This window comes from Rothia kristinae, from assembly GCF_016028855.1.
Lineage (GTDB): Bacteria > Actinomycetota > Actinomycetes > Actinomycetales > Micrococcaceae > Rothia > Rothia kristinae.
Genome location: NZ_CP065738.1, coordinates 1,669,276 through 1,693,898, shown reverse-complemented (window position 1 = coordinate 1,693,898; position 24,623 = coordinate 1,669,276). Strand labels below are relative to the sequence as shown.

24 protein-coding genes are annotated in these 24,623 nt (G+C 73.7%); 4 read left to right on the top strand and 20 right to left on the bottom strand.

All coding sequences use genetic code 11. The annotated features are described in order from the left end of the window. Window positions 1-13: 13 nt before the first annotated feature. The gene (locus I6G21_RS07475) at window positions 14-1,036 is read left to right on the top strand and encodes a quinone oxidoreductase family protein (RefSeq protein ID WP_232238425.1); all 1,023 of its coding nucleotides are present in this window, start codon (window positions 14-16) and stop codon (window positions 1,034-1,036) included. Window positions 1,037-1,158: 122 nt separating this feature from the next. Here I6G21_RS07475 and I6G21_RS07470 read toward each other — a convergent pair whose 3' ends face one another. The 8 genes from I6G21_RS07470 to infC form a co-directional block, all read right to left on the bottom strand. After that, entirely contained in the window at window positions 1,159-1,770 is a 612-nt protein-coding gene (locus I6G21_RS07470) for a hypothetical protein (RefSeq protein ID WP_129357883.1), read from the bottom strand. Between the two features lie 39 nt (window positions 1,771-1,809). Then, a complete protein-coding gene (pheT, locus tag I6G21_RS07465) occupies window positions 1,810-4,368 on the bottom strand; it encodes a phenylalanine--tRNA ligase subunit beta (protein ID WP_129357882.1) in 2,559 nt (852 codons plus the stop codon). Window positions 4,369-4,372: 4 nt separating this feature from the next. Beyond that, on the bottom strand, window positions 4,373-5,503 hold the full coding sequence (pheS, locus tag I6G21_RS07460) for a phenylalanine--tRNA ligase subunit alpha (protein WP_129357881.1): 1,131 nt from the start codon (window positions 5,501-5,503) through the stop codon (window positions 4,373-4,375). A gap of 199 nt (window positions 5,504-5,702) precedes the next feature. Beyond that, complete coding sequence (locus I6G21_RS07455) at window positions 5,703-6,698, bottom strand: cation diffusion facilitator family transporter (protein WP_075515354.1); 996 nt, start codon at window positions 6,696-6,698, stop codon at window positions 5,703-5,705. Window positions 6,699-6,862: 164 nt separating this feature from the next. Further along, window positions 6,863-7,786: a TrmH family RNA methyltransferase gene (locus tag I6G21_RS07450; RefSeq protein ID WP_232238424.1), complete on the bottom strand. Its 924-nt coding sequence runs from the start codon at window positions 7,784-7,786 to the stop codon at window positions 6,863-6,865. Between the two features lie 148 nt (window positions 7,787-7,934). Next, window positions 7,935-8,318 (bottom strand): 50S ribosomal protein L20, encoded by a 384-nt coding sequence (gene rplT, locus I6G21_RS07445; protein ID WP_064725707.1) that lies wholly within the window; start codon window positions 8,316-8,318, stop codon window positions 7,935-7,937. Window positions 8,319-8,428: 110 nt separating this feature from the next. Continuing rightward, complete coding sequence (gene rpmI / locus I6G21_RS07440; protein WP_058730797.1) at window positions 8,429-8,623, bottom strand: 50S ribosomal protein L35; 195 nt, start codon at window positions 8,621-8,623, stop codon at window positions 8,429-8,431. Between the two features lie 196 nt (window positions 8,624-8,819). Then, window positions 8,820-9,650 carry a translation initiation factor IF-3 gene (gene infC, locus I6G21_RS07435; protein WP_408015188.1) on the bottom strand — a complete coding sequence of 277 codons (831 nt, stop codon included), beginning with the start codon at window positions 9,648-9,650 and terminating at the stop codon, window positions 8,820-8,822. A gap of 347 nt (window positions 9,651-9,997) precedes the next feature. On the opposite strand from infC, the gene I6G21_RS07430 reads away from it, so the two are divergent. Then, window positions 9,998-10,474: a DUF1844 domain-containing protein gene (locus tag I6G21_RS07430; RefSeq protein WP_165869996.1), complete on the top strand. Its 477-nt coding sequence runs from the start codon at window positions 9,998-10,000 to the stop codon at window positions 10,472-10,474. Here I6G21_RS07430 and I6G21_RS07425 read toward each other — a convergent pair. The 7 genes from I6G21_RS07425 to I6G21_RS07395 form a co-directional block, all read right to left on the bottom strand. Further along, window positions 10,471-11,349 (bottom strand): SseB family protein, encoded by an 879-nt coding sequence (locus I6G21_RS07425; protein WP_129357879.1) that lies wholly within the window; start codon window positions 11,347-11,349, stop codon window positions 10,471-10,473. The genes I6G21_RS07430 and I6G21_RS07425 overlap by 4 nt on opposite strands. Continuing rightward, window positions 11,346-12,086 carry a bifunctional 1-(5-phosphoribosyl)-5-((5-phosphoribosylamino)methylideneamino)imidazole-4-carboxamide isomerase/phosphoribosylanthranilate isomerase PriA gene (gene priA, locus I6G21_RS07420; protein WP_129357878.1) on the bottom strand — a complete coding sequence of 247 codons (741 nt, stop codon included), beginning with the start codon at window positions 12,084-12,086 and terminating at the stop codon, window positions 11,346-11,348. Before priA ends, I6G21_RS07425 begins: the two co-directional genes overlap by 4 nt. Window positions 12,087-12,153: 67 nt before the next feature. Beyond that, window positions 12,154-12,321, bottom strand: coding sequence for a hypothetical protein (locus I6G21_RS07415; RefSeq protein ID WP_165590107.1), 168 nt, complete (start codon window positions 12,319-12,321; stop codon window positions 12,154-12,156). Beyond that, a complete protein-coding gene (hisH, locus tag I6G21_RS07410; protein ID WP_129357877.1) occupies window positions 12,318-13,088 on the bottom strand; it encodes an imidazole glycerol phosphate synthase subunit HisH in 771 nt (256 codons plus the stop codon). Before hisH ends, I6G21_RS07415 begins: the two co-directional genes overlap by 4 nt. Then, on the bottom strand, window positions 13,085-13,720 hold the full coding sequence (gene hisB / locus I6G21_RS07405; RefSeq protein WP_129357876.1) for an imidazoleglycerol-phosphate dehydratase HisB: 636 nt from the start codon (window positions 13,718-13,720) through the stop codon (window positions 13,085-13,087). Before hisB ends, hisH begins: the two co-directional genes overlap by 4 nt. Window positions 13,721-13,803: 83 nt before the next feature. Further along, window positions 13,804-14,928, bottom strand: coding sequence for a histidinol-phosphate transaminase (locus I6G21_RS07400; protein ID WP_193554005.1), 1,125 nt, complete (start codon window positions 14,926-14,928; stop codon window positions 13,804-13,806). A 51-nt stretch (window positions 14,929-14,979) separates the two neighbouring features. Then, the gene (locus I6G21_RS07395; protein WP_058730803.1) at window positions 14,980-15,474 is read right to left on the bottom strand and encodes a LysM peptidoglycan-binding domain-containing protein; all 495 of its coding nucleotides are present in this window, start codon (window positions 15,472-15,474) and stop codon (window positions 14,980-14,982) included. Window positions 15,475-15,673: 199 nt separating this feature from the next. On the opposite strand from I6G21_RS07395, the gene lexA reads away from it, so the two are divergent. Further along, complete coding sequence (lexA, locus tag I6G21_RS07390; RefSeq protein ID WP_058730804.1) at window positions 15,674-16,462, top strand: transcriptional repressor LexA; 789 nt, start codon at window positions 15,674-15,676, stop codon at window positions 16,460-16,462. Between the two features lie 23 nt (window positions 16,463-16,485). On the opposite strand, the gene I6G21_RS07385 is transcribed toward lexA, so the two are convergent. Then, window positions 16,486-18,582 carry an ATP-dependent DNA helicase gene (locus I6G21_RS07385; protein WP_408015176.1) on the bottom strand — a complete coding sequence of 699 codons (2,097 nt, stop codon included), beginning with the start codon at window positions 18,580-18,582 and terminating at the stop codon, window positions 16,486-16,488. Continuing rightward, on the bottom strand, window positions 18,579-20,162 hold the full coding sequence (hflX, locus tag I6G21_RS07380) for a GTPase HflX (RefSeq protein ID WP_129357875.1): 1,584 nt from the start codon (window positions 20,160-20,162) through the stop codon (window positions 18,579-18,581). Before hflX ends, I6G21_RS07385 begins: the two co-directional genes overlap by 4 nt. Window positions 20,163-20,393: 231 nt before the next feature. Here hflX and I6G21_RS07375 point away from each other — a divergent pair, with 231 nt between their 5' ends. Further along, complete coding sequence (locus tag I6G21_RS07375) at window positions 20,394-21,017, top strand: class I SAM-dependent methyltransferase (protein ID WP_058730807.1); 624 nt, start codon at window positions 20,394-20,396, stop codon at window positions 21,015-21,017. A 31-nt stretch (window positions 21,018-21,048) separates the two neighbouring features. Here the strand turns inward: I6G21_RS07375 and dapF are convergent, their stop codons facing one another. The 3 genes from dapF to miaB form a co-directional block, all read right to left on the bottom strand. Then, a complete protein-coding gene (dapF, locus tag I6G21_RS07370) occupies window positions 21,049-22,020 on the bottom strand; it encodes a diaminopimelate epimerase (protein ID WP_058730808.1) in 972 nt (323 codons plus the stop codon). A gap of 105 nt (window positions 22,021-22,125) precedes the next feature. Next, on the bottom strand, window positions 22,126-23,070 hold the full coding sequence (miaA, locus tag I6G21_RS07365; protein ID WP_064725827.1) for a tRNA (adenosine(37)-N6)-dimethylallyltransferase MiaA: 945 nt from the start codon (window positions 23,068-23,070) through the stop codon (window positions 22,126-22,128). Beyond that, window positions 23,067-24,560 (bottom strand): tRNA (N6-isopentenyl adenosine(37)-C2)-methylthiotransferase MiaB, encoded by a 1,494-nt coding sequence (gene miaB, locus I6G21_RS07360; RefSeq protein WP_129357900.1) that lies wholly within the window; start codon window positions 24,558-24,560, stop codon window positions 23,067-23,069. Before miaB ends, miaA begins: the two co-directional genes overlap by 4 nt. Window positions 24,561-24,623: the final 63 nt, after the last annotated feature.

Below are 24,623 nucleotides of genomic sequence, written 5' to 3'. Positions count from 1 at the left end.
TGAGGAGCAGGGCATGGCACAGCAGGAGAGGCGGCCGCAGGAGGCGAGCGCGGCCGGGCAGATGACGGCCATCGTCGTCGAGCAGACCGGAGGCCCGGAGGCCCTGACGACGCAGACCCGCGAGATCCCCCAGCCAGGGCAGGGCCAGGTGCTGGTGCGCACCGAGGCCACCGGGGTGAACTTCATCGAGACCTACCAGCGCTCCGGGGTGTACTCGGTGGAGCTGCCCTTCGTCCCGGGCGCGGAGGCGGTCGGGCTGATCGAGGCGGCCGGGCCCGACGTCGACCTGGAGGCCCTGGGGCTGCGGGTCGGGGCCCGGGTGGCCACCTGCCAGGCCTCCGGGACCTACGCCGAGCGGTTCGTCGCGGATGCGCAGAAGATCGTGGCCGTGCCGGAGCACCTGGACCCGCGCACCGCGGCCTGCCTGCCGCTGCAGGGCATCACGGCGCAGTACCTGTCCCGCTCCACCGTGCCGGTCCAGCAGGACCAGACGGCCGTGGTGCTGGCCGGGGCCGGCGGGGTCGGCGGGCTGCTGATCCAGCTGCTCAAGCACCTCGGCGCCGAGGTGATCGCCACCGCCTCCACCGATGAGAAGCGCCGGATCGCTCGGGAGCACGGGGCGGATCACGTGCTGGGCTACGAGGGTTTCGCCGAGCGGGTCCGGGAGCTGACCGGTGGGCGCGGGGCCGACGTCGTCTACGACTCCGTGGGGAAGGACACCTTCGATCAGTCCGTGCAGGCGCTGCGCCCGCGCGGCACGGCCGTGCTCTACGGCGGGGCCAGCGGCCAGGTGCCGCCCTTCGACCTGCAGCGGCTCAACGCCCTGGGGTCCCTGTACGTCACCCGCCCCTCGATCGGGGCGTACCTGCAGGATCGGGAGGAGCTGCAGGCCCGCCTGGGTGAGGTCTTCGACCTGGCCGAGGCCGGGGTCCTGCGCCCGACCCTGGACACCACGTTCCCCCTGGCCGAGGCCGCCGAGGCCCACCGGCACCTGGAGGACCGGCGCTCGCGCGGCAAGGTGCTGCTGATCCCGTAAGCGGCGGCCGCCGGATGCGACGATGCCCCGCTCGCGACCCCCCCTTTTTACGGGGTGTGCGAGCGGGGCATCGTCGCATCGTCCGCCTGCCACCGGCCCAGGGTCGGTGCGGGTCGGTCGGGTCAGTCCTCGTCGCGACGCATCCGGCGCACCCCGTAGACCGTGCCGGCGGCACCCAGGGCCAGGACCAGCACCCCGCCGCCGACCAGCAGCCAGCCGTGGCGCTGCTGGGCGCGGATCCCGTCCTCGGTGATCGGGGACATCTCCCCCGCCGGGGTGGTCCGCTCCACCGTGAGCGTCCCGTCGTCGTTGACCAGCAGGGCGTCCACAATCTCCGGGAAGTCCTCCCGCTGGGCCCCGGTCTGGGTGCCGCGGAACTGGATCTGGCCCCCGGCCTGGACCTTCTTCGGGTCCGCGATCCCGCCGTAGTACTTGTCGTAGTGCTGGTCGATCGAGGAGGGCAGGGTGCCGGTGTAGACCGCGTTGTGCGAGGTGGTCTGCAGGTCCTGGGTCATCGTGGCGTACTGCCCCTGGATCACCCAGGACCGCCCGACCCACTCCTGGTTCTGACGGGCGTCCTCCACGGTGCGCACCCCCGCCAGGCACAGCAGGCCGCACCCGACCAGCGCGACCAGCACGATCGCCGCGGTGATCCACCGCCACGGGGAGCGGTGCCGCCGCGCGGGCGCCCCGAACTCGTCGTCCTCATCGAAGCCGAAGAACGTCTCGCTCATCCTCGTCCCCACCCTTCCTCGCTGTCGGTGCCCACGGTCTCAGCCGCGCAGGACGGCGCCGTGGCGCCGCTCGGCCAGGGCGACGGCGGCCTCCCGCTCGCGCCCGGCCTCCTCGTTGGTCAGGGTCCGGTCCGGGGCGCGGAAGACCAGCGCGCAGGCCACGGACTTCCGGTCCTCGCCGATGGACTCCCCGCGGTACTCGTCGAAGACCCGGGCGGATTCCAGCAGCTCGCCGGCACCCTCCCGCAGGGTCTCCAGCAGCTGTGCTGCCGGCAGGTCGGCGTCGACGATCAGGGCGACGTCCTGGGTGACCGGCGGGTACGGGGAGACCGGGCCCGCCTGGACCGGGGCGCCGACGCCGCCCAGCAGCGCGGTCAGATCCAGCTCCATCGCGCAGGTGCGCTCCGGCAGATCCCGATCCCGGCACACCTGGGGGTGCAGCTCCCCGGCCCAGCCGAGCAGGCGCCCCTCGGCGTCCTCCAGCCGGGCGGTGCGCCCGGGGTGGAAGGCCTGGTGGCGGCCCTGGGCCACCCGCAGCGCCACGCCGAGCACATCGGCGGCCAGCCGGGCCGCATCCAGGGCGTCCTGCCAGTCGTGGACCCGCGGGGTGATGCCGGGCCCCTCCGGGGCGTCATGCCCGCAGAACACCGCGGCCAGGTGCTTCGGCTGGACCGGCAGCCCGGCCTCCAGCTGCTCCAGCACCTGCGCGTCCGGCCGCGCCCCGCCGGCGGGCAGCGGGGTCTCCCCCAGCGCCTGCCCGGGCAGGAACACGGTGGCGGCCTGGTACAGGGCCAGGTCCCGGAAGCCGCGGGAGCGGTTGCGCCGCAGCACCTCGGTCAGTCCCGGCAGCAGCGAGCGCTGCAGCCAGCCCTGGGCGTCGCTGATCGGGTTGGCCAGGCGCACGTGCTCCACGGTCCCCTCGGCCGGGGCCTCGGGCACGCAGTAGAGGGTGTCCTCCTCGGCGGAGACGAACGGGTAGGCCGCGACCTCCACCAGACCGGCGGCAGCGAACGCGTCCAGCACCCGGCGTCGCCCGGCCTGCTCCGGGGTCCACCCGCGCCCGGCGGGGGCGGCGGGCAGGCGGGAGGGGATCTGCTCGTAGCCGACGACGCGGGCGATCTCCTCGGCGAGGTCCTCCTCGGCCGTCAGGTCCGGGCGCCAGGAGGGCACGGCGACCTGCCAGACGTCGCCCCCGCGGTGCACGGTGCAGCCGATGCGCTCGAGCACCTCGAGGATCTGCTCTGGGGTGTAGTCCACCCCGACCCGCGCCGCGGCGTAGCCCACCGGCAGGGTGATCTGGCGGGGTTCGACGGCGGTGCCGACGTCGGTGACCCCGTCCTCGGCCCGGGCGCCGGACAGCTCCTCCAGCAGCTCCACGGCCCGCTGGGCGGCCGCGGCGGCCACCTGGGGGTCCACCCCGCGCTCGAAGCGCTTGGAGGCCTCCGAGGGCAGCCGGTGCCGACGCCGGGTGCGGGCGATCGAGACCTCCTCGAAGCGCGCCGCCTCGATCAGCACGTGGCGGGTCTGCCCGGTGACCTCGGTCTTGGCTCCGCCCATGACCCCGGCCAGGCCGATGGCCTCGTCGGTGTCGGCGATGATCAGGTCCTCCGGGTGCAGCTCGCGGTTCTTCCCGTCGAGAGTCTGCAGGGTCTCCCCCGGGCGGGCCCGGCGGACGTGGAGGGGTCCGGCGATCTTCTCGGCGTCGTAGAAGTGCAGGGGCTGGCCCAGCTCCAGCATGACGTAGTTGGAGATGTCCACGGGCAGGGAGATCGAGCGGATCCCGGCCAGGCGCAGACGGGCGGCCAGCCACGGCGGGGTCGCCCGGGTGGGGTCCAGATCCCGCACGGTGCGGGCGACGAAGCGGGTGCAGCCCGGACGGTCGTGGATGGGGGCGTCGTCGCGCAGGTCCACGACGTAGCCCTCCCCGTTGTCCGCCGGCGCCCGCTCGGCCAGGGGCCCGGCCGGGTCGGCGAAGGGGGCGTCCACGGCCAGGCAGTACTCCCGGGCCACCCCGCGCACGGAGAACGCGTAGCCGCGGTCCGGGGTCACGTTGATCTCCGCGGCCTCATCGGTCAGTCCCAGCAGCTCCAGGGCGTCCTGACCTGGTTCGGGGTCCAGGCCGAGCTCACCGAGGACGATGATCCCCTCGTGCTCATCGGACAGACCCAGCTCCCGGGCGGAGGCGATCATCCCTGCGGAGACGTGGCCGTAGGTCTTGCGCGGGGAGATCCGGAAGTCCCCGGGCAGCACGGCCCCGGGCAGGGTCACCACGACCTTGTCCCCCACGGAGAAGTTGTGGGCCCCGCACACGATGCCCTGGATCCCGGAGGCCTCGATGCCCTTGCCCTCCAGGGTCTGCTCGCGGCCCTCGGGGACCACGCGCACCTGGCACCAGTTGACGGTCTTGCCGTTGGAGTGGGTCTCCGGCTCCATGGACAGCACCTGCCCGACGACGACGGGCCCGGTGATGTGGTCCAGGGGCCGGTGCACGGCCTCCTCCTCGAAGCCGACCCGCACCAGCGTCTCCAGGACGTACTCGGCGGTGGCGCCCTCCGGCAGGGGGGCGTGCTCGCGCAGCCAGGACAGCGGAATTCGCATGGGTCTAGATCTCCATCCCGAAGGTTGAACTGAAGCGGATATCGCCCTCGATCATGTCGTGCATGTCCGGGACCCCGTTGCGGAACATCAGGGTCCGCTCGATGCCCATCCCGAAGGCGAAGCCGGAGTGGGTCTGCGGGTCGATGCCGGCGGCGCGCAGCACGTTGGGGTGCACCATGCCGCAGCCGCCCCATTCGATCCACCGGGGCCCGCCCTTGGCCTGCGGGTGCCACACGTCCATCTCGGCGGAGGGCTCGGTGAACGGGAAGTAGTTGGGGCGCAGGCGGATGCGCGCCTGCTCGCCGAACATCCGGCGGGCGAAGTGCTCCAGGGTGCCCTTCAGATCCGCCATGGTCAGGCCCCGGTCCACGGCCAGACCTTCGAGCTGGTGGAAGACGGGGGTGTGGGTCGCGTCGAGCTCGTCGGTGCGGTAGACCCGCCCGGGGCACACGATGTACAGGGGCGGCTGGCGACGCTGCATGGCCCGCATCTGCACCGGGGAGGTGTGGGTGCGCAGCACCCGGTGGGCGGAGGCCGGCTCCAGGAAGAAGGTGTCCTGCAGCTCCCGGGCCGGGTGGTCCGGCTGGAAGTTCAGGGCGTCGAAGTTGAACCACTCGGATTCCACCTCGGGGCCGTCCTCGACCTCCCAGCCCATCGCCACGAACACGTCGCCGACCCGCTCCTGCAGCAGGGACACGGCGTGGCGGGCGCCCATGCGGCGTCGGCCGGAGGAGGCGGTCACGTCCACGGCCTCCTCCACGAGGATCCGCTCGGCGTGCTCGGCCTCGAGCTCCGCTTCGCGGGCGGCCACGGCCTGGGTGATGCGGCCGCGGGTCTGGCCCAGCAGCTTCCCGATCTCCTTCTTCTGCCCCGGCTCCAGCGAGCGCATCTGCCGGTTGACCAGATCGGTGCCGGAGCCCTCGCCGGTGTAGCGCAGCCGCACGGCCTTCAGCGTCTCGAAGTCCGGGGTCTGCTCGCGCACGGCGCGCAGGGCCTCGGCCAGCTCGGCGTCGAAGGCCTCCCGCACGCGCTGCGGGGCGCTCTCCGGATCCGCCGCGTAGGCGGCGCCGATGTCGGCCAGCACCTGGCGGGCCGCGGCGGCATCGCCCGCGGGCGAGGACGGGTTCTCAGTCATGGACGGGTCTTCTCCTGGGTCGCGGGTCGTGCGCTGCCGCCGACGTCGCGGTCCACGGCGCACCGGGACGCGTCGTGGCGTGCGGCGCGCTCGGGCCCGTCGGGGCTGCTTCCCGCGCGGGCGGCAGACCCAGTCTAGAGGATCGCGGGACACGGGGCGGGGCCGGGCCCGCGCGCGGATCGGGCGGTCCCCCGCCGGCTCAGGCCTCGTCCTGCTCGGGCTGCGGCGGGATCTCGGAGACGTAGTCCTCCCGGTACAGGTCCGGCTCCAGGTAGATCAGCTGGGCGGCCGGGACGGCCTCGCGGATGCGCCGCTCGGTCGCGTTGATCTCGGCCACCAGCTGGGCGGCCGTCTCCTGGCGGGCCACGGAGATCTTGGCGGCCACCAGGATCTGCTCGGGGGCCAGGTGCATGGTCTTGAGGTGGATCAGCCCGATGTGCTCCTCGGCGTCCACGGCCCGGCGGATCGTCTCGAGGGTGGAGGCGCTGGCGGACTCCCCGAGCAGCAGGGACTTCATCTCCACCGCGAGGAACACCGCCACGGCCACCAGCAGCACCCCGATCGCCCCGGATCCGGCGGCATCCCAGCGGCCGTCTCCGGTGATCAGCGTCATGGTGATGCCGAACAGGGCGAAGAGCAGGCCGGTCACGGCCGCGGAGTCCTCGAGCATCACGACCGGCAGCTCCGGGGCCTTGGCCCCGCGCACGTACTCCAGCCAGCTGCGCTGCCCCTTGGTCCCCCGCGCCTGGCGCAGGGCGGTGAGCAGGGAGCGGCCCTCCATGAGGATCGAGCCGACCAGCACGACGACGGGCACCCACGCCCAGTCCTCGATGGGGTGCGGCTCGGCCCACTTCTCCCAGGCCTCGTAGAGGGAGAACAGCCCGCCGAGGGAGAACATGACGATCGAGACCACGAAGGCGTAGATGTAGCGGTTCTGCCCGTGCCCGAAGGGGTGCTCGGCGTCGGGGGCCTTGCGTGCCGCCCGCCCGCCCAGCAGGAGGAGGAACTGGTTGCCGGTGTCGGCCACGGAGTGGATGGACTCGGCGAGCATCGATGAGGATCGGGTCAGTAGGTAGGCGGCGAACTTCAGCACCGCGATGCCGAGGTTGGCCGCCAGGGCCGCGAAGATCGCGGCCCCGCCGGAGCTCTTCCTCTGCTGCTTCTGCTGGGGCTCCTGCTGCTGCTTCTCGGTCATGGAGGGCCTTTCGGATCGGCCCGCCGAGCAGATCGGGAGGCTAAGTTGATGGGAGACGCCCGCCGCCGAGGCGACGGGTGAGGGCGGGGACGAGGCCGTCGGGACCGCACTCGGCGGGGCCGACGCGAGACGGGCGGGGGGCGGAGCCGGACGGGCCGGGACGGTCAGCGGGTGCGTCGTCGCTGGGCGCGCGCGGAGGCGTACAGGCACACCGTAGCGGCCATCCCCACGTTGAGGGATTCGGCCCGCCCGTGCAGCGGGACCGCGACCCGGGCATCGGCCAGCCCCTTCTCCTCCTCCGACAGGCCCTGGGCCTCGTTGCCGAACAGCCACACGGTGGGCCGGCGCAGATCGGCGCCGTCGCCGGGACGCTGCGCGGCCGCGGCATCGGCCAGCTCATCCAGATCCAGGGCGGCGTGCCCGTCGGCGGCGAGGATCTGAGCGCCCGCGGTCCGGGCCGCCTCGACCAGGTCGGGCAGCGTCTGGTGCGCCGCGACGGGCAGGTGGAACAGGGAGCCCGCGGTGGAGCGCACGGCCTTGGGGTTGAGCAGGTCCACCGAGCCCGCGGTCGCGGCCGCGAACCCGGCGCCCGCGGCGTCGGCGGCGCGGATCAGGGTCCCGGCGTTGCCCGGATCCTGCACCCGGACCATGACCGCCCCGAGGTCCGGCCAGTCCTGAGCACCGGGCAGGCCGCTCAGCGCCGCGGCGCTGTGAGCCACGGCCAGGACCCCCTGGGGCGTCTGGGATTCGGCCATCGCGGCCAGCACCTCCGGGGCCGCCAGCCGGGCGAAGACCCGACGCGCGGGGCCCCCGGGGGCGGTCGGGGCCGGGCTGCCCGCCGCGGCCGCGATGGCCTCGCCCAGCGAGGGGTCCTGTTCGAGGCAGGCCGGGGTGACGTACACGGCGTCCAGCAGCGGGCCGCGCGCGTGGGCGGCCAGGGCCTCGCGCACCGCCTGCGGCCCCTCCACGAGGAACAGCCCGCGACGGGCGCGCTGGCGGGCCCGGGCCAGGGCGGCGACGTCGCGGACCCGGTCCGCGGTGGGGTTGATCAGGGTCCGCTCGCGGTCGAGGATCTGGAATGCGCTCACCCGGCCACCCTACCCGGGCCTCGCCCGCGCCCGGAGTCCGGCGTCGGCCCGCGCGCGGCGGATCCGCGGTACCGGAGCCTGCGCCCACGCACGACGCCGCCCGCCCCGCGGATCGCGGGGCGGGCGGCGTCGTGCTGGAGAGCCGGTCTCAGGCGGCCTTGGGAGCGGAGGTGTCCTCGGGGAGGTTCTCCTTGGCGATGCCGACCAGCGCCTTGAAGGCGGCCGGCTCGTTGACGGCCAGCTCGGCCAGCATGCGGCGGTCGACCTCCACCTCGGCGGCCTTCAGGCCCTGGATGAAGCGGTTGTAGGTCAGGCCCTCGGCGCGCGCGGCGGCGTTGATGCGCTGGATCCACAGGCGGCGGAAGTCGCCCTTCTTCTTGCGCCGGTGGTCGTAGCTGTAGACCAGCGAGTGGGTGACCTGCTCCTTGGCCTTCCGGTACAGGCGGGAGCGCTGCCCCCGGTAGCCGGACGCGCGGTCCAGGGTGGTCCGACGCTTCTTGTGGGCGTTGACTGCCCGCTTCACACGTGCCACGTGCGTACTCCTTCTGCTCTGGCGCGGCCCTCACCTGGGGGCGGCGCGGCGTGTTCGGGGCCGGTCCCGTGCGGGGACCGGGAGGTCGATGGGTGCGGTGGGCTTGAGCCCTACTTGGCCAGCATCTTCTTGATGACCTTGGCCTGACCGCCGGTGACGATCTGGTCCGAGGCCAGCCGGCGGGTCAGCCGGGAGGACTTGTGCTCCAGGTAGTGGCGGCGGTTGGCCTGCTGGCGCTTGACCTTGCCGGAACCGGTGAGCTTGAAGCGCTTCTTGGCACCGGAGTGGGACTTGTGCTTCGGCATGGGGGCCGTTCTCCTTACGTTTCATCCCGGATCCCGCGTGGGGCACGCGGGGCCGGGAGGGCGTGCACCGCCCCGAGGGGACGGTGCCTGTCTCAGGCAGCGGAAGCCGGATCTGCGAGGGCGACGTCGAGGACGAGGCGCCTTCTCGACCCGGTCCGCAGGGTCATCCAACCCGGGGCGGACCCGGGCGGGGCGGCTACGACCGGGGGCCGGGCTTCGGCGCCCGCGGCTTGGGAGCCGCCTGGGGCTTCGGCGCGGCCTGCGGCTTCGGAGCCGACGCGGGCTTCGCGGCCGCCTGGGGCTTGGGAGCCGCCTGCGGCTTCGGGGCCGACGCGGGCTTCGACTCGGCCTGCGGCTTCGGGGCCGGGGCCTCCTGGGCCTGCGATGCCGAGCCGCCCTGCGCCTGCTGGCGCAGCTGCTCCGGCATGGCCGCGGCCACCGAGTTGGACACCGGCTGCGCGGTGCGGGTGTCCACCCGCTCGCGCTGACGGCGGCTGCCGCCCTGCTGCTTGGCCTGGCGCTGCTGCTCGCGGCGCGCCTCGGCCTTGTTGCGCAGCGGGCCGATGACCATGACCATGTTCCGCCCATCCTGGCGCGGATTGGACTCGACGCTGCCGACCTCGGCCAGGTCCATCGCCAGCCGCTCCAGCAGGCGCACTCCCATCTCGGGGCGCTGCTGCTCGCGGCCGCGGAACTGGATCATGGCCTTGACCTTGTCTCCCGCGGTGAGGAAGCGCTTGGCGTGCCCGACCTTGGTCTCGTAGTCGTGGTCGTCGATCTTCAGCCGGAACCGCACTTCCTTCAGGACCGTGTTGGTCTGGTTCTTGCGGGACTCGCGGGCCTTGACGGCGGCCTCGTACTTGTACTTGCCGAAGTCCATCAGCTTGCACACCGGCGGACGGGCGTTCGGCGCCACCTCGACCAGATCAAGATCCGATTCCCGCGCCAGACGCAGTGCGTCCTCTACGCGGACGATCCCGACCTGCTCGCCGCTGGGGCCGACCAGTCGGACTTCCGGTACGCGGATGCGGTCATTGATGCGTGGATCGCTAATGTGGTGCTCCTGTCGGCTCTGCGGGTCTGTTCCCGCACGGTTCGCGGATCGCCCCGACGGGATGCGAAGAAGCCCCCGCGGGACGGTTCCAGCGGGGGCTTCGAGACCCGTGCCCGCACACGACGCGCATCCTCAGGATGCGGACGGCATGATGGCGCACGAGCGCTGACCCGGCGACCGCTGCGGTCGACGCGGGTGGGAGATCGAGATCCCCGCTTGGAAACTCCTGACACTCTACACCATGGCCGCCCCGTTGTCTGCCCTGCGCCGGTCTCGCCCCGAGGCGGCGCGACGGCCCCCGATGTGCGACAGTGGGGGCCATGACTGAGACACCCCGCCCCTCCTCTGCCGCGCAGGATCCCGCCGACGCCCAGCCCGATCCCGGCGTGCACCGCTTCCCCGGCGGCACGGATGCCGCCGTGGCCCCCGAGGCCGCCCCGGAGCCCAGCGCCGAGCAGATCCAGGCCGTGAACGCGCAGATGCGCGACATCGCCGAGGTCCCCGCCGTGGAGGTCATCACCACCACCGCGGTGCACCTGATGAGCGCGGCCGCCGTGAAATGCGGCCTGGCCGAGGGGCCCGACGCCGCGGAGCTGAAGGATCTGGACGAGGCCCGCAAGCTCATCATCGCCCTGGCCGGGCTGGTCACCTCCGCGGCCCCGGAGATCGGCTCCCAGCACGCCGGGCCCCTGCGCGACGGCCTGCGCTCCCTGCAGCTGGCCTTCCGCGAGGCCTCCTTCGCCCCGGACGCCCCGGGCAAGGGCCCCGGAGAGAACCTGACCGGCCCGGTCTTCTAGCCCGCCGGGCGCGGCTCCCGGTCCTCGACCGGGCGCACCCGGATCTCCAGGGAGTCGATCCGCTCGGCGAGCAGCGGGTCCGCGGCCACGGCCGCCCGGAAGGTCTCCGACGCAGCGTCCAGGCCCGCCCGGTCCAGGCCGGGGACCAGCAGCAGCTCGACGCTGAGCTCCGGGCCGGGCCCGCCGCCGGGCAGCAACCGACCCTCGGCGTCGCGGGCCGCCACCCCGGCCCCGGGGGCCATCTGCGCGCCTCGGGCCTGCGGGATCCCCGCGGCCGCGCGCTGCAGGGCGGCCAGCACCTCGGGATCCGAGTAGGACGGCAGCCAGGGCTCGCCCTTGGCCAGGGCCCACACCCCCGGACGCCGCAGGACGAAGACCAGTTCGGTGCCCGGATTCAGGACCAGCAGCTGGTTGCCGTCCTCCACCGCGGCCAGCGCCGTGCGCCGGGCCTCGGCGGCCACCGGCCGGGCCTGCGGATGCCAGGAGGTCAGCGCGTCCACGCTGGTGAACACGGGCAGGGCCCGCCGCCCGTCCGGGGCGCTGATGGAGACCAGGGCCATCTCCGACTCCTTGTCCGAGACCAGCCCGTCCTCGGTCACGTGGGCCTGGGACAGCTCGGCGAGAACCGGGGCGAACAGGCGCGTGCCGCGCAGCGCCTCCAGCACCGACTCCTCGGGGATCTCGGCCCGGGCGAAGGCCTCCAGGGCCTCGGCCACGGGGGCGGGGGTCAGGCCGTCGTCCTGCGGATACGCGTGGGTGTGGGAGGTCCCCTCCCCCAGGTTGCGGCCCTTCCACGGCTGCCCGCCGGTGTCCGTCTCCCGGCCGGCGCTGCGCAGCTGCGCCTGGATGTGAGCCGGCAATTCCCGCGGGCTCATGCCTCGGGCCGCCCCGCCGCGTCCAGGGCCTCGGCCAGGGTGAAGCGCCCGGCGTACAGGGCCTTGCCGACGATCGTGCCCTCGACCCCGTGCGGGACCATGGCCCGCAGCGCCTCCAGGTCCGCAAGCCCCGAGATGCCGCCGGAGGCGACGACCGGCCGATCCGTGCGCCGGGCGACCTCGGCCAGCAGCTCGGTGTTGGGCCCGCGCAGCGTGCCGTCCTTCGTCACGTCGGTGACGACGTAGCGGGCGCAGCCGTCGGCGTTGAGCCGGTCCAACACCTCCCACAGGTCCCCGCCCTCCTCGGTCCAGCCGCGGGCCGCCAGGGTCGTGCCGCGCACGTCCAGCCCGACGGCGATGCGCTCCCCGTGCTCTGCGATGACCCGGCGCGTCCACTCCGGGTCCTCCAGGGCGGCGGTGCCGAGGTTGATCCGGGCGGGCTCCAGGCTCAGGGCCCGGCGCAGCGAGGCATCATCCCGGATCCCTCCGGACAGCTCGATCTTCAGCCGCACCCGCTCGGCGACCCGGCGCAGCACCTCGGTGTTCTCCCCACGCCCGAAGGCCGCGTCCAGATCCACCAGGTGCACCCATTCGGCACCGGCCTCCTGCCAGGCCAGGGCCGCCTCGACGGGGTCGCCGTAGCCGGTCTCGGTGCCGGCTTCGCCCTGGACCAGGCGCACGGCCTGACCCCCGGCGACGTCCACGGCGGGCAGCAGCTGCAGGCGGGGGGTGCTCATCGGGATGGTGCTCCTGTTCGTTGCGGATGGTGCGCGCGGGCGCGGGCGGGATGGCCGCGCCCGGCGCTCAGTCGAGGGTGACGACGTAGAGGCCGTAGGCGAAGAAGGCCGCGCCCAGGATCCACAGCACGACCTGGGCGATGAGCGGCAGCTTCTGCCGGCGGAAGGAGATGCCGCCGCCGACGAGGAAGGCCCCGAAGATCATCAGCAGCAGACCGGAGGTCAGGGGACTCATGCGCGCTCGCCCTCCTCGGCGTCGACGGCGGGCGCGGTCTCCTGCGCCCGGGCGGGGTCTGGGAAGTCCTCCTCGGACTCGGGGCCTCGCGGGGCCATCCGGCCGGTGCGCAGCAGGGTGTCCAGCCAGTTGCGCAGCAGCCGCAGCCCGGCGTCCGCGGACTTCTCCGGGTGGAACTGGGTGGTGCTCAGCGGCCCGTTCTCCACGGCGGCGATGAACGGCACCCCCTGCTCGGCCCAGGTGACCTGCGGGGGCCGGATGTGCTGGCTGGTCTGGGTGAACTCCCAGCGCTGCACCGCGTAGGAGTGCACGAAGTAGAACCGCTCCCGCTCGATCCCGGCGAACAGCCGGCTGCCCTCCGGCGGGCGCACGGTGTTCCAGCCCATGTGCGGGACCACGTCTCCGGGCAGCTTCTCCACGGTCCCGGGCCACTCCCCCAGTCCCTCGGTGTGCTCCCCGTGCTCGGTGCCGGCTTCGAAGAAGACCTGCAGCCCCACGCAGATGCCCAGCACGGGCCGGCCGCCGGCCACCCGGCGTCCGATCAGCCGCGGGGCATCCACGGCGCGCAGGCCGTCCATGACGGCGCCGAAGGCCCCGACGCCGGGGACCACGAGGCCGTCGGCCTCCAGCACGTCCTGCGGGCGCCGGGAGAGCACGACGTCGGCCCCGGCGGTCTCCAGGGCGCGCACGGCCGAGCGGACGTTGCCGGCCCCGTAGTCCAGGACGGTGACGGTGGGCTTCACGGGCTGCGATCCAGCGGTGCTCACAGCGCCCCCTTGGTCGAGGGGATGGCCTCCGGGACGCGGGGATCCGGCTCGACGGCCTCGCGCAGGGCCCGCGCCAGGGCCTTGAACTGGGCCTCGGCGATGTGGTGGGGGTCCCGGCCGCGCAGCAGGTCCACGTGCAGGCAGATCCCGGCGTGGTAGGCGATGGCCTCGAGCACGTGGCGGACCATGGAGCCGGTGAAGTGCCCGCCGATCAGGTGGTGGGCGAAGGCCTCGGACTCCCCCTCGTGCACCAGGTAGGGCCGCCCCGAGATGTCCACGACGGCCCGGGCCAGGGCCTCGTCCAGGGGCACGGTGGCCTGGCCGAAGCGGCGGATGCCGCGCTTGTCGCCCAGGGCCTCGCGCAGGGCCTCGCCCAGCACGATCGCGGTGTCCTCGACGGTGTGGTGCACGTCGATCTCGGTGTCTCCGCTGGCCTCGACCTCCAGGTCGATCAGCGAGTGCTTGGACAGGGCGGTGAGCATGTGGTCGTAGAAGGGCACGGTGGTGCTGATCCGGGAGACGCCGGTGCCGTCCAGGTTCAGGTTGAGCCGGACCGTGGACTCACTGGTGGCGCGGGTCAGGGAGGCCGTGCGGCCGCCCGCCCGGGCGGGCTGGGCGTCAAGGGTCTGCATTCGATGCTCCGTAGCGGTGTCGGCGGTGGGTCGGCGCGCCCCGCGGGGCCCGTGAGACCCGGGCGCCCGGGGCGGGGGTGGTCTCAGCGGCGGTCGGGCAGGTGCCGTTCCAGGCTGTCCAGGAAGGCGGTGGTCTCCTCCTCGGTGCCGGCGGTGACCCGCAGGTGCCCGGGGATCCCGACGTCGCGGATCAGCACGCCGTCGCCCAGCAGGTCCTCCCACAGGCCCTGGGCATCGGACAGGCCCCCGAAGAAGACGAAGTTGGAGTCCGAGGCGGCCGGCTCCAGACCCAGCTGCTCCAGACGGGTCACGATCCGGTCCCGCTGTTCGCGGATGCGTCCGACCTGCCCCAGCAGCTGGTCCCGGTGGCGCAGCGCCGTCAGGGCGACGGCCTGGGTCACCGCGGAGAGGTGGTAGGGCAGGCGCACCAGCATGACGGCCTCGACCACGGCCGGATCCGCGGCGAAGTAGCCGACCCGGGCCCCCGCCAGGGCGAAGGCCTTGCTCATGGTGCGGCTGACGACCAGGCGGGGCCTCCCGGGCAGCAGGGACAGCGCGGTGGTGTCCGGATCGCGGGCGAATTCCGCGTAGGCCTCATCCACCACGAGCATCCCGCCCAGCTCCTCGACGGCCTCGTAGGCGGCCAAAATGGTCTCCGGGGAGAGTGCCGTGCCGGTGGGGTTGTTGGGTGAGCACAGGATCGTGACGGTCGGCCGGTGCTGGCGGATCTGGCGCGCGGCATCCTCCGGGGAGAGGGTGAAGTCCGCGGCCCGCCGCCCGGCGATGTACTCGGTGTTGGTGCCGGAGGCCAGGAGCGGGTACATGGAGTAGGTGGGCGCGAAGCTCAGCACGTTGCGGCCGGGCCCGCCGAAGGCCTGCAGCAGCTGCTGGAGGATCTCGTTGGAGCCGTTGGCGGCCCAGACCTGGCGTTCGGTGATGCCGTGGCCGAGGTAGTCCGCCAGCTCGCGGCGCAGCTGCGGGAAGTCCCGGTCCGGGTATCTGTTCAGCCCGGCCGCGGCCTCGGCGGCCGCACTGCCGATCGCCCGGATCAGCTCCTCGGGCAGCGGATGGGTGTTCTCGTTGACGTTCAGGGCGTAGGGCACCTGGATCATCGGGGCGCCGTAGGCCCTCTGGCCGCGCAGGTCATCTCGCAGCGGCAGGGTATCCAGGACGGCGGCTTCCGCATCGGGGCTGGCTGCATCACTCACGGTGCCATCCTAGTGGAGTCCCCGTTCGCGTGAACCCGGAACCCTGCGGTCTCACGGCGCGGCGGTCTCCGGCTGCGGCACCACGAGGCGCTGGCCGGGCCGCACGGCGCTGTCCTGCAGGTCGTTCAGGTCCACGATCCGCTCCACCGCGGCCCGCGGGTCGGACTCCGGATCCGCCTCCTGTGCGAGGCTCCAGAGGGTGTCCCCGGCGGAGACCACCACGACGCGGGTCTGCGCCCCGCTCGGCGCGGCGTCGCCGGCCTGGGCCTGCGGGCTCAGCACCAGCAGCAGGGCCCCGGCCAGCACCGCGACGGCCCCGAGCAGCACCGGCAGGCCGATGAGCAGGAGGCGTCCGCGCCGGGTGAGCCGCAGCGTCGGGCGGGCCGCGCGCTCCGGACGGCGGCGCAGCAGCCGGGTGCGGCGCGCGGCCGGACGGGCGCAGGCGGGGCGGGTGCAGGCGGGTGCGCCTGCCGGATGGGCACCCCGGCGCGGCCCGGTGCGGAACCCGATGCGGAACGGGCGGGGTGCGGTGAGCGCGATGCTCATGGCGGCCTCCTAGCGGTGATTGACGCTCGATCGCCTTCGAAGACGTGTTCGAGTTCGTACATCTGTTCTACCAGTGCGATCGAAGACTGTCGAGGGACTAGAACATGTGTTTGATCCGACACGCGGTCTCGCCTACGCTGATGGGAGCAGTCCACACCCCCGGACTGACAGATCGAACACCTCCAGGAAGGACCCGACGGTGGCCCGAGAGCACGGAGCAGCCCCCCACGGAGCCGAGGCCTCCGCCCGCAAGCCCCTCACCGCGCGCCAGCGCACCATCCTGGAGGCCATCTCCGCCTCGATCAGCGCGCACGGCTACCCGCCGTCGATGCGCGAGATCGGCGACGTCGTCGGGCTGTCCAGCCTCTCCAGCGTCACCCACCAGCTCTCCCGGCTCGAGGCCCTGGGCTACATCCGCCGCGATCCGAAGCGGCCGCGGGCCATCGAGGTGCTGGCCGAACCCCGCCGCACCGACATCCGCCCCTCCGGGCAGGGCCCCGCGCAGGAGGAGCAGTCGGACCCCGCCCCGAGCGCGCAGCCGACGGCCGAGGCCGCAGCCGACGTGGTCCCGCTGTTCCCCACCGCCGCGCCGGAGGCCGAGGAGGAGCAGGGGCAGAACATCAGCGTGCCGCTGGTGGGGCGCATCGCCGCCGGTGTGCCGATCACGGCCGAGCAGCACGTGGAGGACACGATCTCCCTGCCCCGACAGCTGGTGGGCCAGGGCGAGCTGTTCATGCTCGAGGTGCGCGGGGATTCGATGGTCGAGGCCGCGATCTGCGATGGCGACTGGGTCGTGGTGCGCCAGCAGAACACCGCCCAGAACGGGGACATCGTCGCCGCCCTGCTCGATGACGAGGCCACCGTGAAGACCTTCCGACAGCGCGACGGGCACACCTGGCTGCTGCCGCAGAACCGCCAGTACGAGCCGATCCTCGGCGATCACGCCAGCATCATGGGCAAGGTCGTCTCGGTGCTGCGCGCCGTCTGAGTCCGGGCTTTGAGGCCCTCGCCTCAGCCCGCGTGCAGCCGCCGCAGCGCCCCCGTGACCACGGGCAGGCGGTCCGTGGTCCACAGCGGCGGCAGGGCCGCCCGCAGGAACCCGCCGTACCGGGCGGTGGCCAGCCGGGAATCCAGCACCGCCACGACCCCGCGGTCCTCGCGGGAGCGGATCAGGCGCCCGGCCCCCTGGGCCAGCCGGATCGCCGCGTGGTAGGCGGAGACCGCCATGAAGCCGTTGCCCCCGCGCCGGCCCACCGCCCGGGCCCGGGCGGTGGCCAGCGGATCATCCGGGCGCGGGAACGGGATCCGATCGATGAGCACCAGGCGGCAGGAGGGCCCCGGCACGTCGACGCCCTGCCACAGGCTCATGGTTCCGAACAGGCACGTGTCCTCCTCGGCCGTGAACCGCTCGACGAGACCGCGCAGCGAGGACTCCCCCTGCACCAGCACCGGCAGGTCGGAGTGCTCGCGCACGTACTCGGCGGCCTGCTGCGCGCCGCGACGCGAGGAGAACAATCCCAGCGCCCCGCCGCCGGAGGCCTCCACCAGCTGCAGGATCCGCTCCAGCTGCTCCTCCGAGACCCCGCGCCCCGGCTTGGGCAGGTCCCGGGCCACGTAGAGCATCCCCTGCTTCGGGTAGTCGAAGGGCGAGCCGACGTCCAGCCCCTCCCACGCCGGGGCCTTCTCCCCCTGCAGCCCGAGGGAGCCGGCGACCTGATCGAAGGAGTCGCCGATGGCCAGGGTCGCCGAGGTCAGCACCACCGTGCGGTCCTGGAACAGCCCCTCGCGCAGCCGCCCGGCCACGGACAGCGGGGCCACGTGCAGCGTGGCCGGGTCCGTGTCCGCGGCGCTGACGTAGCCGCGTCCCGGCTCCCAGCCGCCGGCCCGGGAGATCCACACGACCTCGAAGCGCCCGTCCGCGCTGAGCATCCGCTCGGCCAGCTCCAGGACCTCGGTGAGCTTGGCGCGGGCGGTCTGGCGCCCGGCGTCGGAGTCCTTCGCGTCGCCCTTGGTGTCGGACAGCGCGGCCCGGGCGGCGTCGCGCACCTGCTCCATGGCCCGGGCGATCCCCGGCTCCAGCCCCTGCGGCATGAGCTCGGCGGGCCGGCCGGAGCAGGCCTGCTCCAGGGCCTCGGCCGCGGAGCTCAGCGGCTCCGAGGCCGCCTGGGTGTTCGTGCGCACCGCCCGGGCCGCGGAGCGGACCATCAGCGGGGACAGGGCGCCGGTCACCGCGCCGGTCACGCGGTCCACCAGCTCGTGGGCCTCGTCGACCACCACGACGTCGTGCTCGGGCAGCACCCCGATCCCCTCGAAGGCGCTGATCGCCAGCAGCGCGTGGTTGGTGATCACGACGTCGGCCTCCCCCGCCCGCTGCCGGGCCCGCTCGGAGAAGCACTCCTCCACCAGGGGGCAGCGGCGCCCCAGGCACTCCGAGGCCGTGACCGAGACCTGCCGCCAGGCCCGGTCCGAGACGCCCGGGCGCAGGTCATCCCGGTCCCCGGTGTCCGTGGAGTCCGCCCAGGCGCGCAGGCGCACCACCTCCTCGGCCAGCGAGTCCGGGGCGGGACGGGGATGCCCACTGGCGGCCTGCCCCTGGCTGTTGAGGTTGAACAGCGCGTCCGGGTCCTCATCCTCCGGGTAGCCGCCCTCCAGCTTGTGCAGGCACACGTAGTTGCTGCGCCCCTTCAGCAGGGCGACCTCCACCTCGCCCTCGAGGCGATCCTCGAGGGTCTCCAGCAGCCGGGGCACGTCCCGGCCGACGATCTGCGCCTGCAGGGCCAGGGTCGCGGTCGCGACGACGACGGGCTTGTCCGCGCCCAGGGCGTGCTGGATGGCCGGGACCAGGTAGGCCAGGGACTTGCCGGTACCGGTGCCGGCCTGCACCAGCAGGTGCCGCCCCGTCTGCAGGGCCTGGGCCACGTGCGCTGCCATGATCCGCTGCCCGTCGCGGCGCTGCCCGCCGGTGCGCTCGATCGCCGTGTCCAGCAGCGCCAGGGCGTCTTTGGCCCCGGGCAGGGTCTCCGGCTCCGCACCGGTCGGGGCGTGCACGTCCTCGGCGGCCTCCGCGGGTGCCGAGCCTCGCGTGGGGTCCGGGTTGGTGCTGCTCACGGGGCGGTCACGGCGTAGGGCTGCAGCTCCGGGGCGGTCTCCTCCCGCACCAGCACGCTCATCCGGGTCCCGTCCTCTTCGAACGCGGTGGACAGGATCTCCGCGTCCCACTCGTGCAGCCGGGAGACCACCTCCCCGTGGGTGTAGGGCACCAGGATCTCCATGCGCACGCTGGGCCGAGGGATGGTCCGGGAGATCAGCTCCTTCAGCTCCGGGATCCCCTCCCCGGTCTTCGCGGAGACGATCGCATGGTGGGGTTCGCGCAGCCGGATGCGATCCAGAACGAAGGGGTCCGCGGCGTCGGCCTTGTTCAGCACGATGATCTCCGGGACGTCCTGCGCGTCCACCTCGGCCAGGACCTCGCGCACCGCGCGGATCTGGCCCGCCGGGTCCGGGTGGGAGGCGTCCACCACGTGCAGGATCACGTCCGCGTCGGCCACCTCCTCGAGGGTGGAGCGGAAGGCCTCGACCAGCTGGGTGGGCAGGTTGCGCACGAAGCCGACGGTGTCCGAGAGGGTGTAGCCGATGCCGTCCGGGGTCTCGGCCCGGCGCACCGTGGGGTCCAGGGTCGCGAACAGGGCGTTCTCCACCAGCACCCCGGCGTCGGTGAGCCGGTTGAGCAGGGAGGACTTGCCGGCGTTGGTGTACCCGGCGATGGCCACGGAGGGGATGTGGTTGCGACGCCGGTTGGCCCGCTTGGTCTCCCGGGCCGGCTTCATCGCGGCGATCTCCCGACGCAGCTTGGCCATCCGCTGGCGGATGCGGCGCCGGTCCAGCTCGATCTTCGTCTCACCGGGACCGCGCGAACCGATCCCCTCGCCGCCGGCCGCCCGACCGCCGGCCTGGCGGGACATGGACTCGCCCCAGCCGCGCAGGCGCGGCAGCAGGTACTCCAGCTGCGCCAGCTCCACCTGGGCCTTGCCCTCCCGGGACTTGGCGTGCTGGGCGAAGATGTCCAGGATCAGCGCGGTGCGGTCGATGACCTTGACCTTGACGATGTCCTCCAGCCCACGCCGCTGGGACGGGGCCAGCTCCGAGTCGATGACGACGGTGTCCGCGCCCGTCTCGGCCACGATCTCCTTGAGCTCCTGGGCCTTGCCGGAGCCGAGGAACGTGCCGGGGTCCGGCTTCAGCCGCCGCTGCACCAGCCCGTCCAGGACCTCGGAGCCGGCGGTCTCCGCCAGGGCCGCGAGCTCGCGCAGGGAGTTCTCGGCGTCCTCCAGGGTGCCCTCGGACCAGATCCCGGCCAGCACCACGCGCTCCAGGCGCAGCTGCCGGTACTCGACCTCGGTGACGTCCTCCAGCTCGGTGGACAGCCCGGCCACGCGCCGCAGGGCGCGGCGCTCCTCGAGGTCCTGCTGCTCGCCGTCGTGCTCGGTGTGCTGGGTGGTCTCCGCCAGCTCCGGGGCACGGCGGTCCAGGATGGAGGCCTGGTGCTCCTCCTCCGGGGAGAAGCGGCCGAGGACCCGGTCCACGGTCGCGCGCAGCTGGGCGTCGCTGGGCTGGCGGGGCTGCTCGGTGCGCTCGTCGGTGTGCTCGGGGGCGGCGTCGTCGGCGGTGCGGGGGTGATGCTGGGGCAAGGGTGCCTTTCCGTGCGGGGGCGCGGCCGGTGCTGACTCCCTCGGATCGGGCGCGCGGACCGCTCAATGCGTCCTGCCAGTCTACCGGGCGGCCCCCGCGCCGCACCCGGGGCGGGCCTGTGCTGTGGACGAACACGCGACGCCGCGCCCCAGCGCCGAGTCCCGGGGAGCCGGCGCCGCGAGCGCGGACGCCGAGGAGGCGGGTGAGGCGGGCCGATACGATGGGGGATCATGGTCGAGCACTACTTCTCCGCGCACGAGGACGAGCCCTTCGTCGAGCAGCCCCTGCGGGTGCGACTGGCCGGGGCCGAGCGGGATCTGGTGAGCGCCCCCGGCATCTTCAGCCCGAAGGCCCTGGACAAGGGCACCGCGGTGCTGCTGGACGAGGTCCCCGCCCTGCCCCGGTCCGGGTCCCGCTTCCTCGACGTCGGCTGCGGGTGGGGGCCGATCGCGCTGAGCATGGGCCTGCAGCGGCCCGACGCCGAGGTGATGGCCGTGGACGTGAACCGGCGCAGCCTGGAGCTGACCCGCCGCAACGCCGCGCGCCTGGGGCTGACCGGCATCCGCCCGGTGATCCCGGAGGAGGTGGATCCGCGGCTGCGCTTCGACGCGATCTGGTCCAACCCGCCGATCCGGGTGGGCAAGCAGGTGCTGCACGAGCTGCTGCTGACCTGGCTGGTGCGCCTGGCCCCGGCCGGGCAGGCGCACCTGGTGGTGCAGAAGAACCTGGGCGCGGACTCCCTGCAGCGCTGGCTGGATCAGACCCTGCGGGAGCGGGAGCCCGGCGCCTTCGCGGTGGACCGGGCCGCCACCGCCAAGGGCTTCCGGATCCTGCGGGTCACCCGCGCCGCCTGATCCCCGCGGCGACCTGCCCGGGTCCCGCGGCTCAGCCCAGGCGCACGGTGCCCACGAGCTCCGCCGGCCCGGAGAGGATCACGTGCTCCAGCTCGTCCGGGCCGAGCACGAAGGTCACGCCCAGCTCCCCGCCGGGCACGCCGACCCGCCACTCATCCGGGGCGTCCTCCCCGCCCCAGAAGCGGGTCGCCGCCGCGGCAGCGCACGCGCCGGTCCCGCAGGACAGGGTCTCGCCCACCCCGCGTTCGCTGACGCGCAGCACCAGCGCTCCCGTGCCGTCGTCCTCCTCCTCGGCGTCCCGGGGCACCACGAATTCGACGTTGGTGCCGGCACTGGGCCGGGGGTCCACGGTCGGTGCGGTGCCCAGGTCCAGCCGGGCCAGCTTGGCCTCATCGGCCAGGGCGACGACGGTGTGCGGGTTGCCCATGGTGATGGACAGGCCCGGGCGGGCGGTGCGCAGGCCGCGGGCCGAGACGGTGCAGTCGGCCCCGTGCTCCCGGGCCTGCTCCCCGTCGATGAAGCCCCAGGGGCCCATGTCCACGGCGTAGCCGCCGGGAACCCGGGCGACGGTCTTGACCCCGCCGCGGGTCCCGATGCGCACGGTCTCCCCCTCCGGCAGCTCGATCAGCCCGGCGTGGATGAGGTGGTGGGCGAACACGCGCACCCCGTTGCCGCACATCTCGGACAGGGAGCCGTCCGCGTTGCGGTAGTCCATGAACCACTCCGGGGCGTCCTCCCCGTTCGCGGCGAGGGCCCGCCCGGCCTCCAGGTGCTGGCTGCGGATCGCGCGGATCAGCCCGTCCGCGCCGATCCCCCGGTGCCGGTCGCACACGGCGGCCACCAGGTCCCCCTCCAGCTCGAGGCTTCCCTCGGGATCGGTGAGCAGGAGGAAGTCGTTGCCGGTGCCGTGGCCCTTGCTCAGGGTCACTCCGGCCAGTTCGCCCCAGCGGGAGGCGTCGGTCTGCGCGGTGGTGCTCTCGGCGGTGGTGCTCTCGGTCGTCACCCGGCCAGTCTATCGGGCGGGTCGGACGACCGAAGGGCCGGCTCAGCGAGGACCGGTCTGGCCGGCGAATCCGGCCGCGCTCCCGGTCCTGCCCGCGCGGTCAGGTCAGCCCTCGGCTCCCCCGTCGTTCGCGGTCTCCGGCGTGCGCCCCTGCTCGATCAGGGTCAGCGCCCGGTCCAGCTGCTGGCGCGGGGAGAGGGTGAATCCGATCCAGGTAACGCGCGGGTCCGCCCGGAACCAGGTGACCTGGCGGCGGGCGAAGCGGCGGGTGGCGATGATCGTCTCCTGCACGGCCTCCTCCTCGGAGGTCTCCCCGTCCACGACGCGCAGGAACTGCGCGTAGCCCAGGGCGTGGGAGGCGGTGCGCCCCTCGCGCAGCCCCCGCTCGGCCAGGTCCCGCACCTCCTGCAGGAGACCGGCCTCGACCATCCGGTGCACCCGCACGGCCAGGCGGTCGTGCAGCAGGTCCCGGGGCCCGTTCAGCCCGATCTGCAGGGCCGGCTCCCGGTGTTCGCGCCGCGGCATGTAGGAGGAGAAGGGGCGCCCGGTCAGCTCGTGGACCTCCAGGGCGCGCACCAGGCGCCGGTCGTCCAGGCCGCGCCGCGCGGAGACCGGGTCCACGGCCTCCAGCCGAGCGGCCAGCGCCCCGCGCCCCTCGGTCTCCAGGAGCTCCTGCCAGCGCTGACGCACCTGCGCATCGGTGGGCGGGAACTCCAGCACGTCCAGGGCCGCGCGCGCATACAGTCCGGACCCGCCGACGAGGATCGGGGTGCGCCCGCGCCCCCGGATCTCGGCGAAGCGCTCGCGGGCCTCGCGCTGGTAGCGGGCCACGGAGGCCTCCTCGCGCACGTCCAGCACGTCTAGGAGGTGATGGGGCACGCCGTCGCGCTCGGCGGGCGTGAGCTTGGCCGTGCCGATGTCCATCCCGCGGTACAGCTGCATCGAGTCCGCGTTGACCACCTCGCCGTCCACCTCGCGGGCCAGGGCGACGCTGAGGTCTGACTTCCCCGTGCCGGTGGGGCCGAGGACGGCGATGATCGGGAGGGTCATCGGCGCGGCGGCAGGGCCGGCATCCCGAGCATCGTGGTGCCCGGGGCGCCACCCGACGGGGCGCCGGTGCCGCAGGAATCGGCCTGGGCGCGATCCCAAGCGTCCCCGGCGCGGGAGCGGCGCACCGCGTAGTCCTCCGCCGGGGAATCGGCGAGCAGGTGGAAGGGTGCGGCGTCGGTGATCCGCACGGTCGCGAAGTCCCCCGGACGCGGGACGGGGGCGCCGTCGGGCACGCTGAAGTGCACGAGCCGCTGATCCGGAGTGCGCCCGGAGAGCCGGTGGGTCTGCTCGGCCTTGCGTCCGGTCTGCGCGGAGACCAGCAGCTCCACCCGCTTCCCGACCTGCTCGGCGTTCAGCTGCGCGCTGATGCGATCCTGTAGGGCCACCAGCCGCTCGTACCGCTCCTGCACGACCTCCTGGGGCACCTGGTTCTGCATCCGACCCGCCGGGGTGCCGGGGCGGATGGAGTACTGGAAGGTGAAGGCCGAGGAGAACCGGGACTCCTCGACCACGCGCAGGGTCTCCTGGAAGTCCTCCTCCGTCTCCCCGGGGAAGCCCACGATGATGTCCGTGGTGATGGCGGCGTGCGGGATGCGCTTGCGCACCTTCTCCAGGATGCCGAGGAACCGCTTGGACCGGTAGGAGCGGCGCATGGCCTTGAGCACCCGGTCGGAGCCGGACTGCAGGGGCATGTGCAGGACGGGCATGACGGTGGGGGTCTCGGCCATCGCGTCGATGACGTCGTCGGTGAAGGCCGCCGGGTGGGGGCTGGTGAAGCGGATGCGCTCCAGGCCCTCGATCTGCCCGCAGGCGCGCAGCAGCTTGGAGAAGGCCTGCCGGTCACCGAAGCCGACGCCGTAGGAGTTCACGTTCTGCCCGAGCAGGGTGACCTCCACGGCGCCGTCGTCCACCAGGGCCTGGACCTCGGCGAGGATGTCCCCGGGCCGGCGGTCCTTCTCCTTGCCGCGCAGGGAGGGGACGATGCAGAAGGTGCAGGTGTTGTTGCAGCCCACGGAGATGGACACCCACCCGGAGTGCACGTTCTCCCGCTTGGTCGGCAGGGTGGAGGGGAAGACCTCCAGGGATTCCAGCAGCTCGGTGGCGGCCTCGCGGTTGTGCCGGGAGCGCTCCAGCAGCCGCGGCAGGGAGCCGATGTTGTGGGTGCCGAACACGACGTCGACCCAGGGGGCCTTCTCCACGATGGTGTTCTGGTCCTTCTGGGCCAAGCACCCGCCGACGGCGATCTGCATGCCCTCGTGGGCGCGCTTGACGGGGGCGAGCTGACCGAGGTGGCCGTAGAGCTTGTTGTCTGCGTTCTCCCGCACCGCGCAGGTGTTGAAGACCACCAGGTCAGGGGTCCCCTCACCCGTGTGCGGGACGTACCCGGAGGCCTCCAGCAGCCCGGAGATCCGCTCGGAGTCGTGCACGTTCATCTGGCAGCCGAAGGTGCGCACCTCGTAGCTGTGGGACCGCCCCGTCCGCTCCTCGATGCCGGGCGGGCAGGGCTGGACGTCGAGGGCCTCGGGCAGGGTCGACGGCAGGGTCTGGGTCTG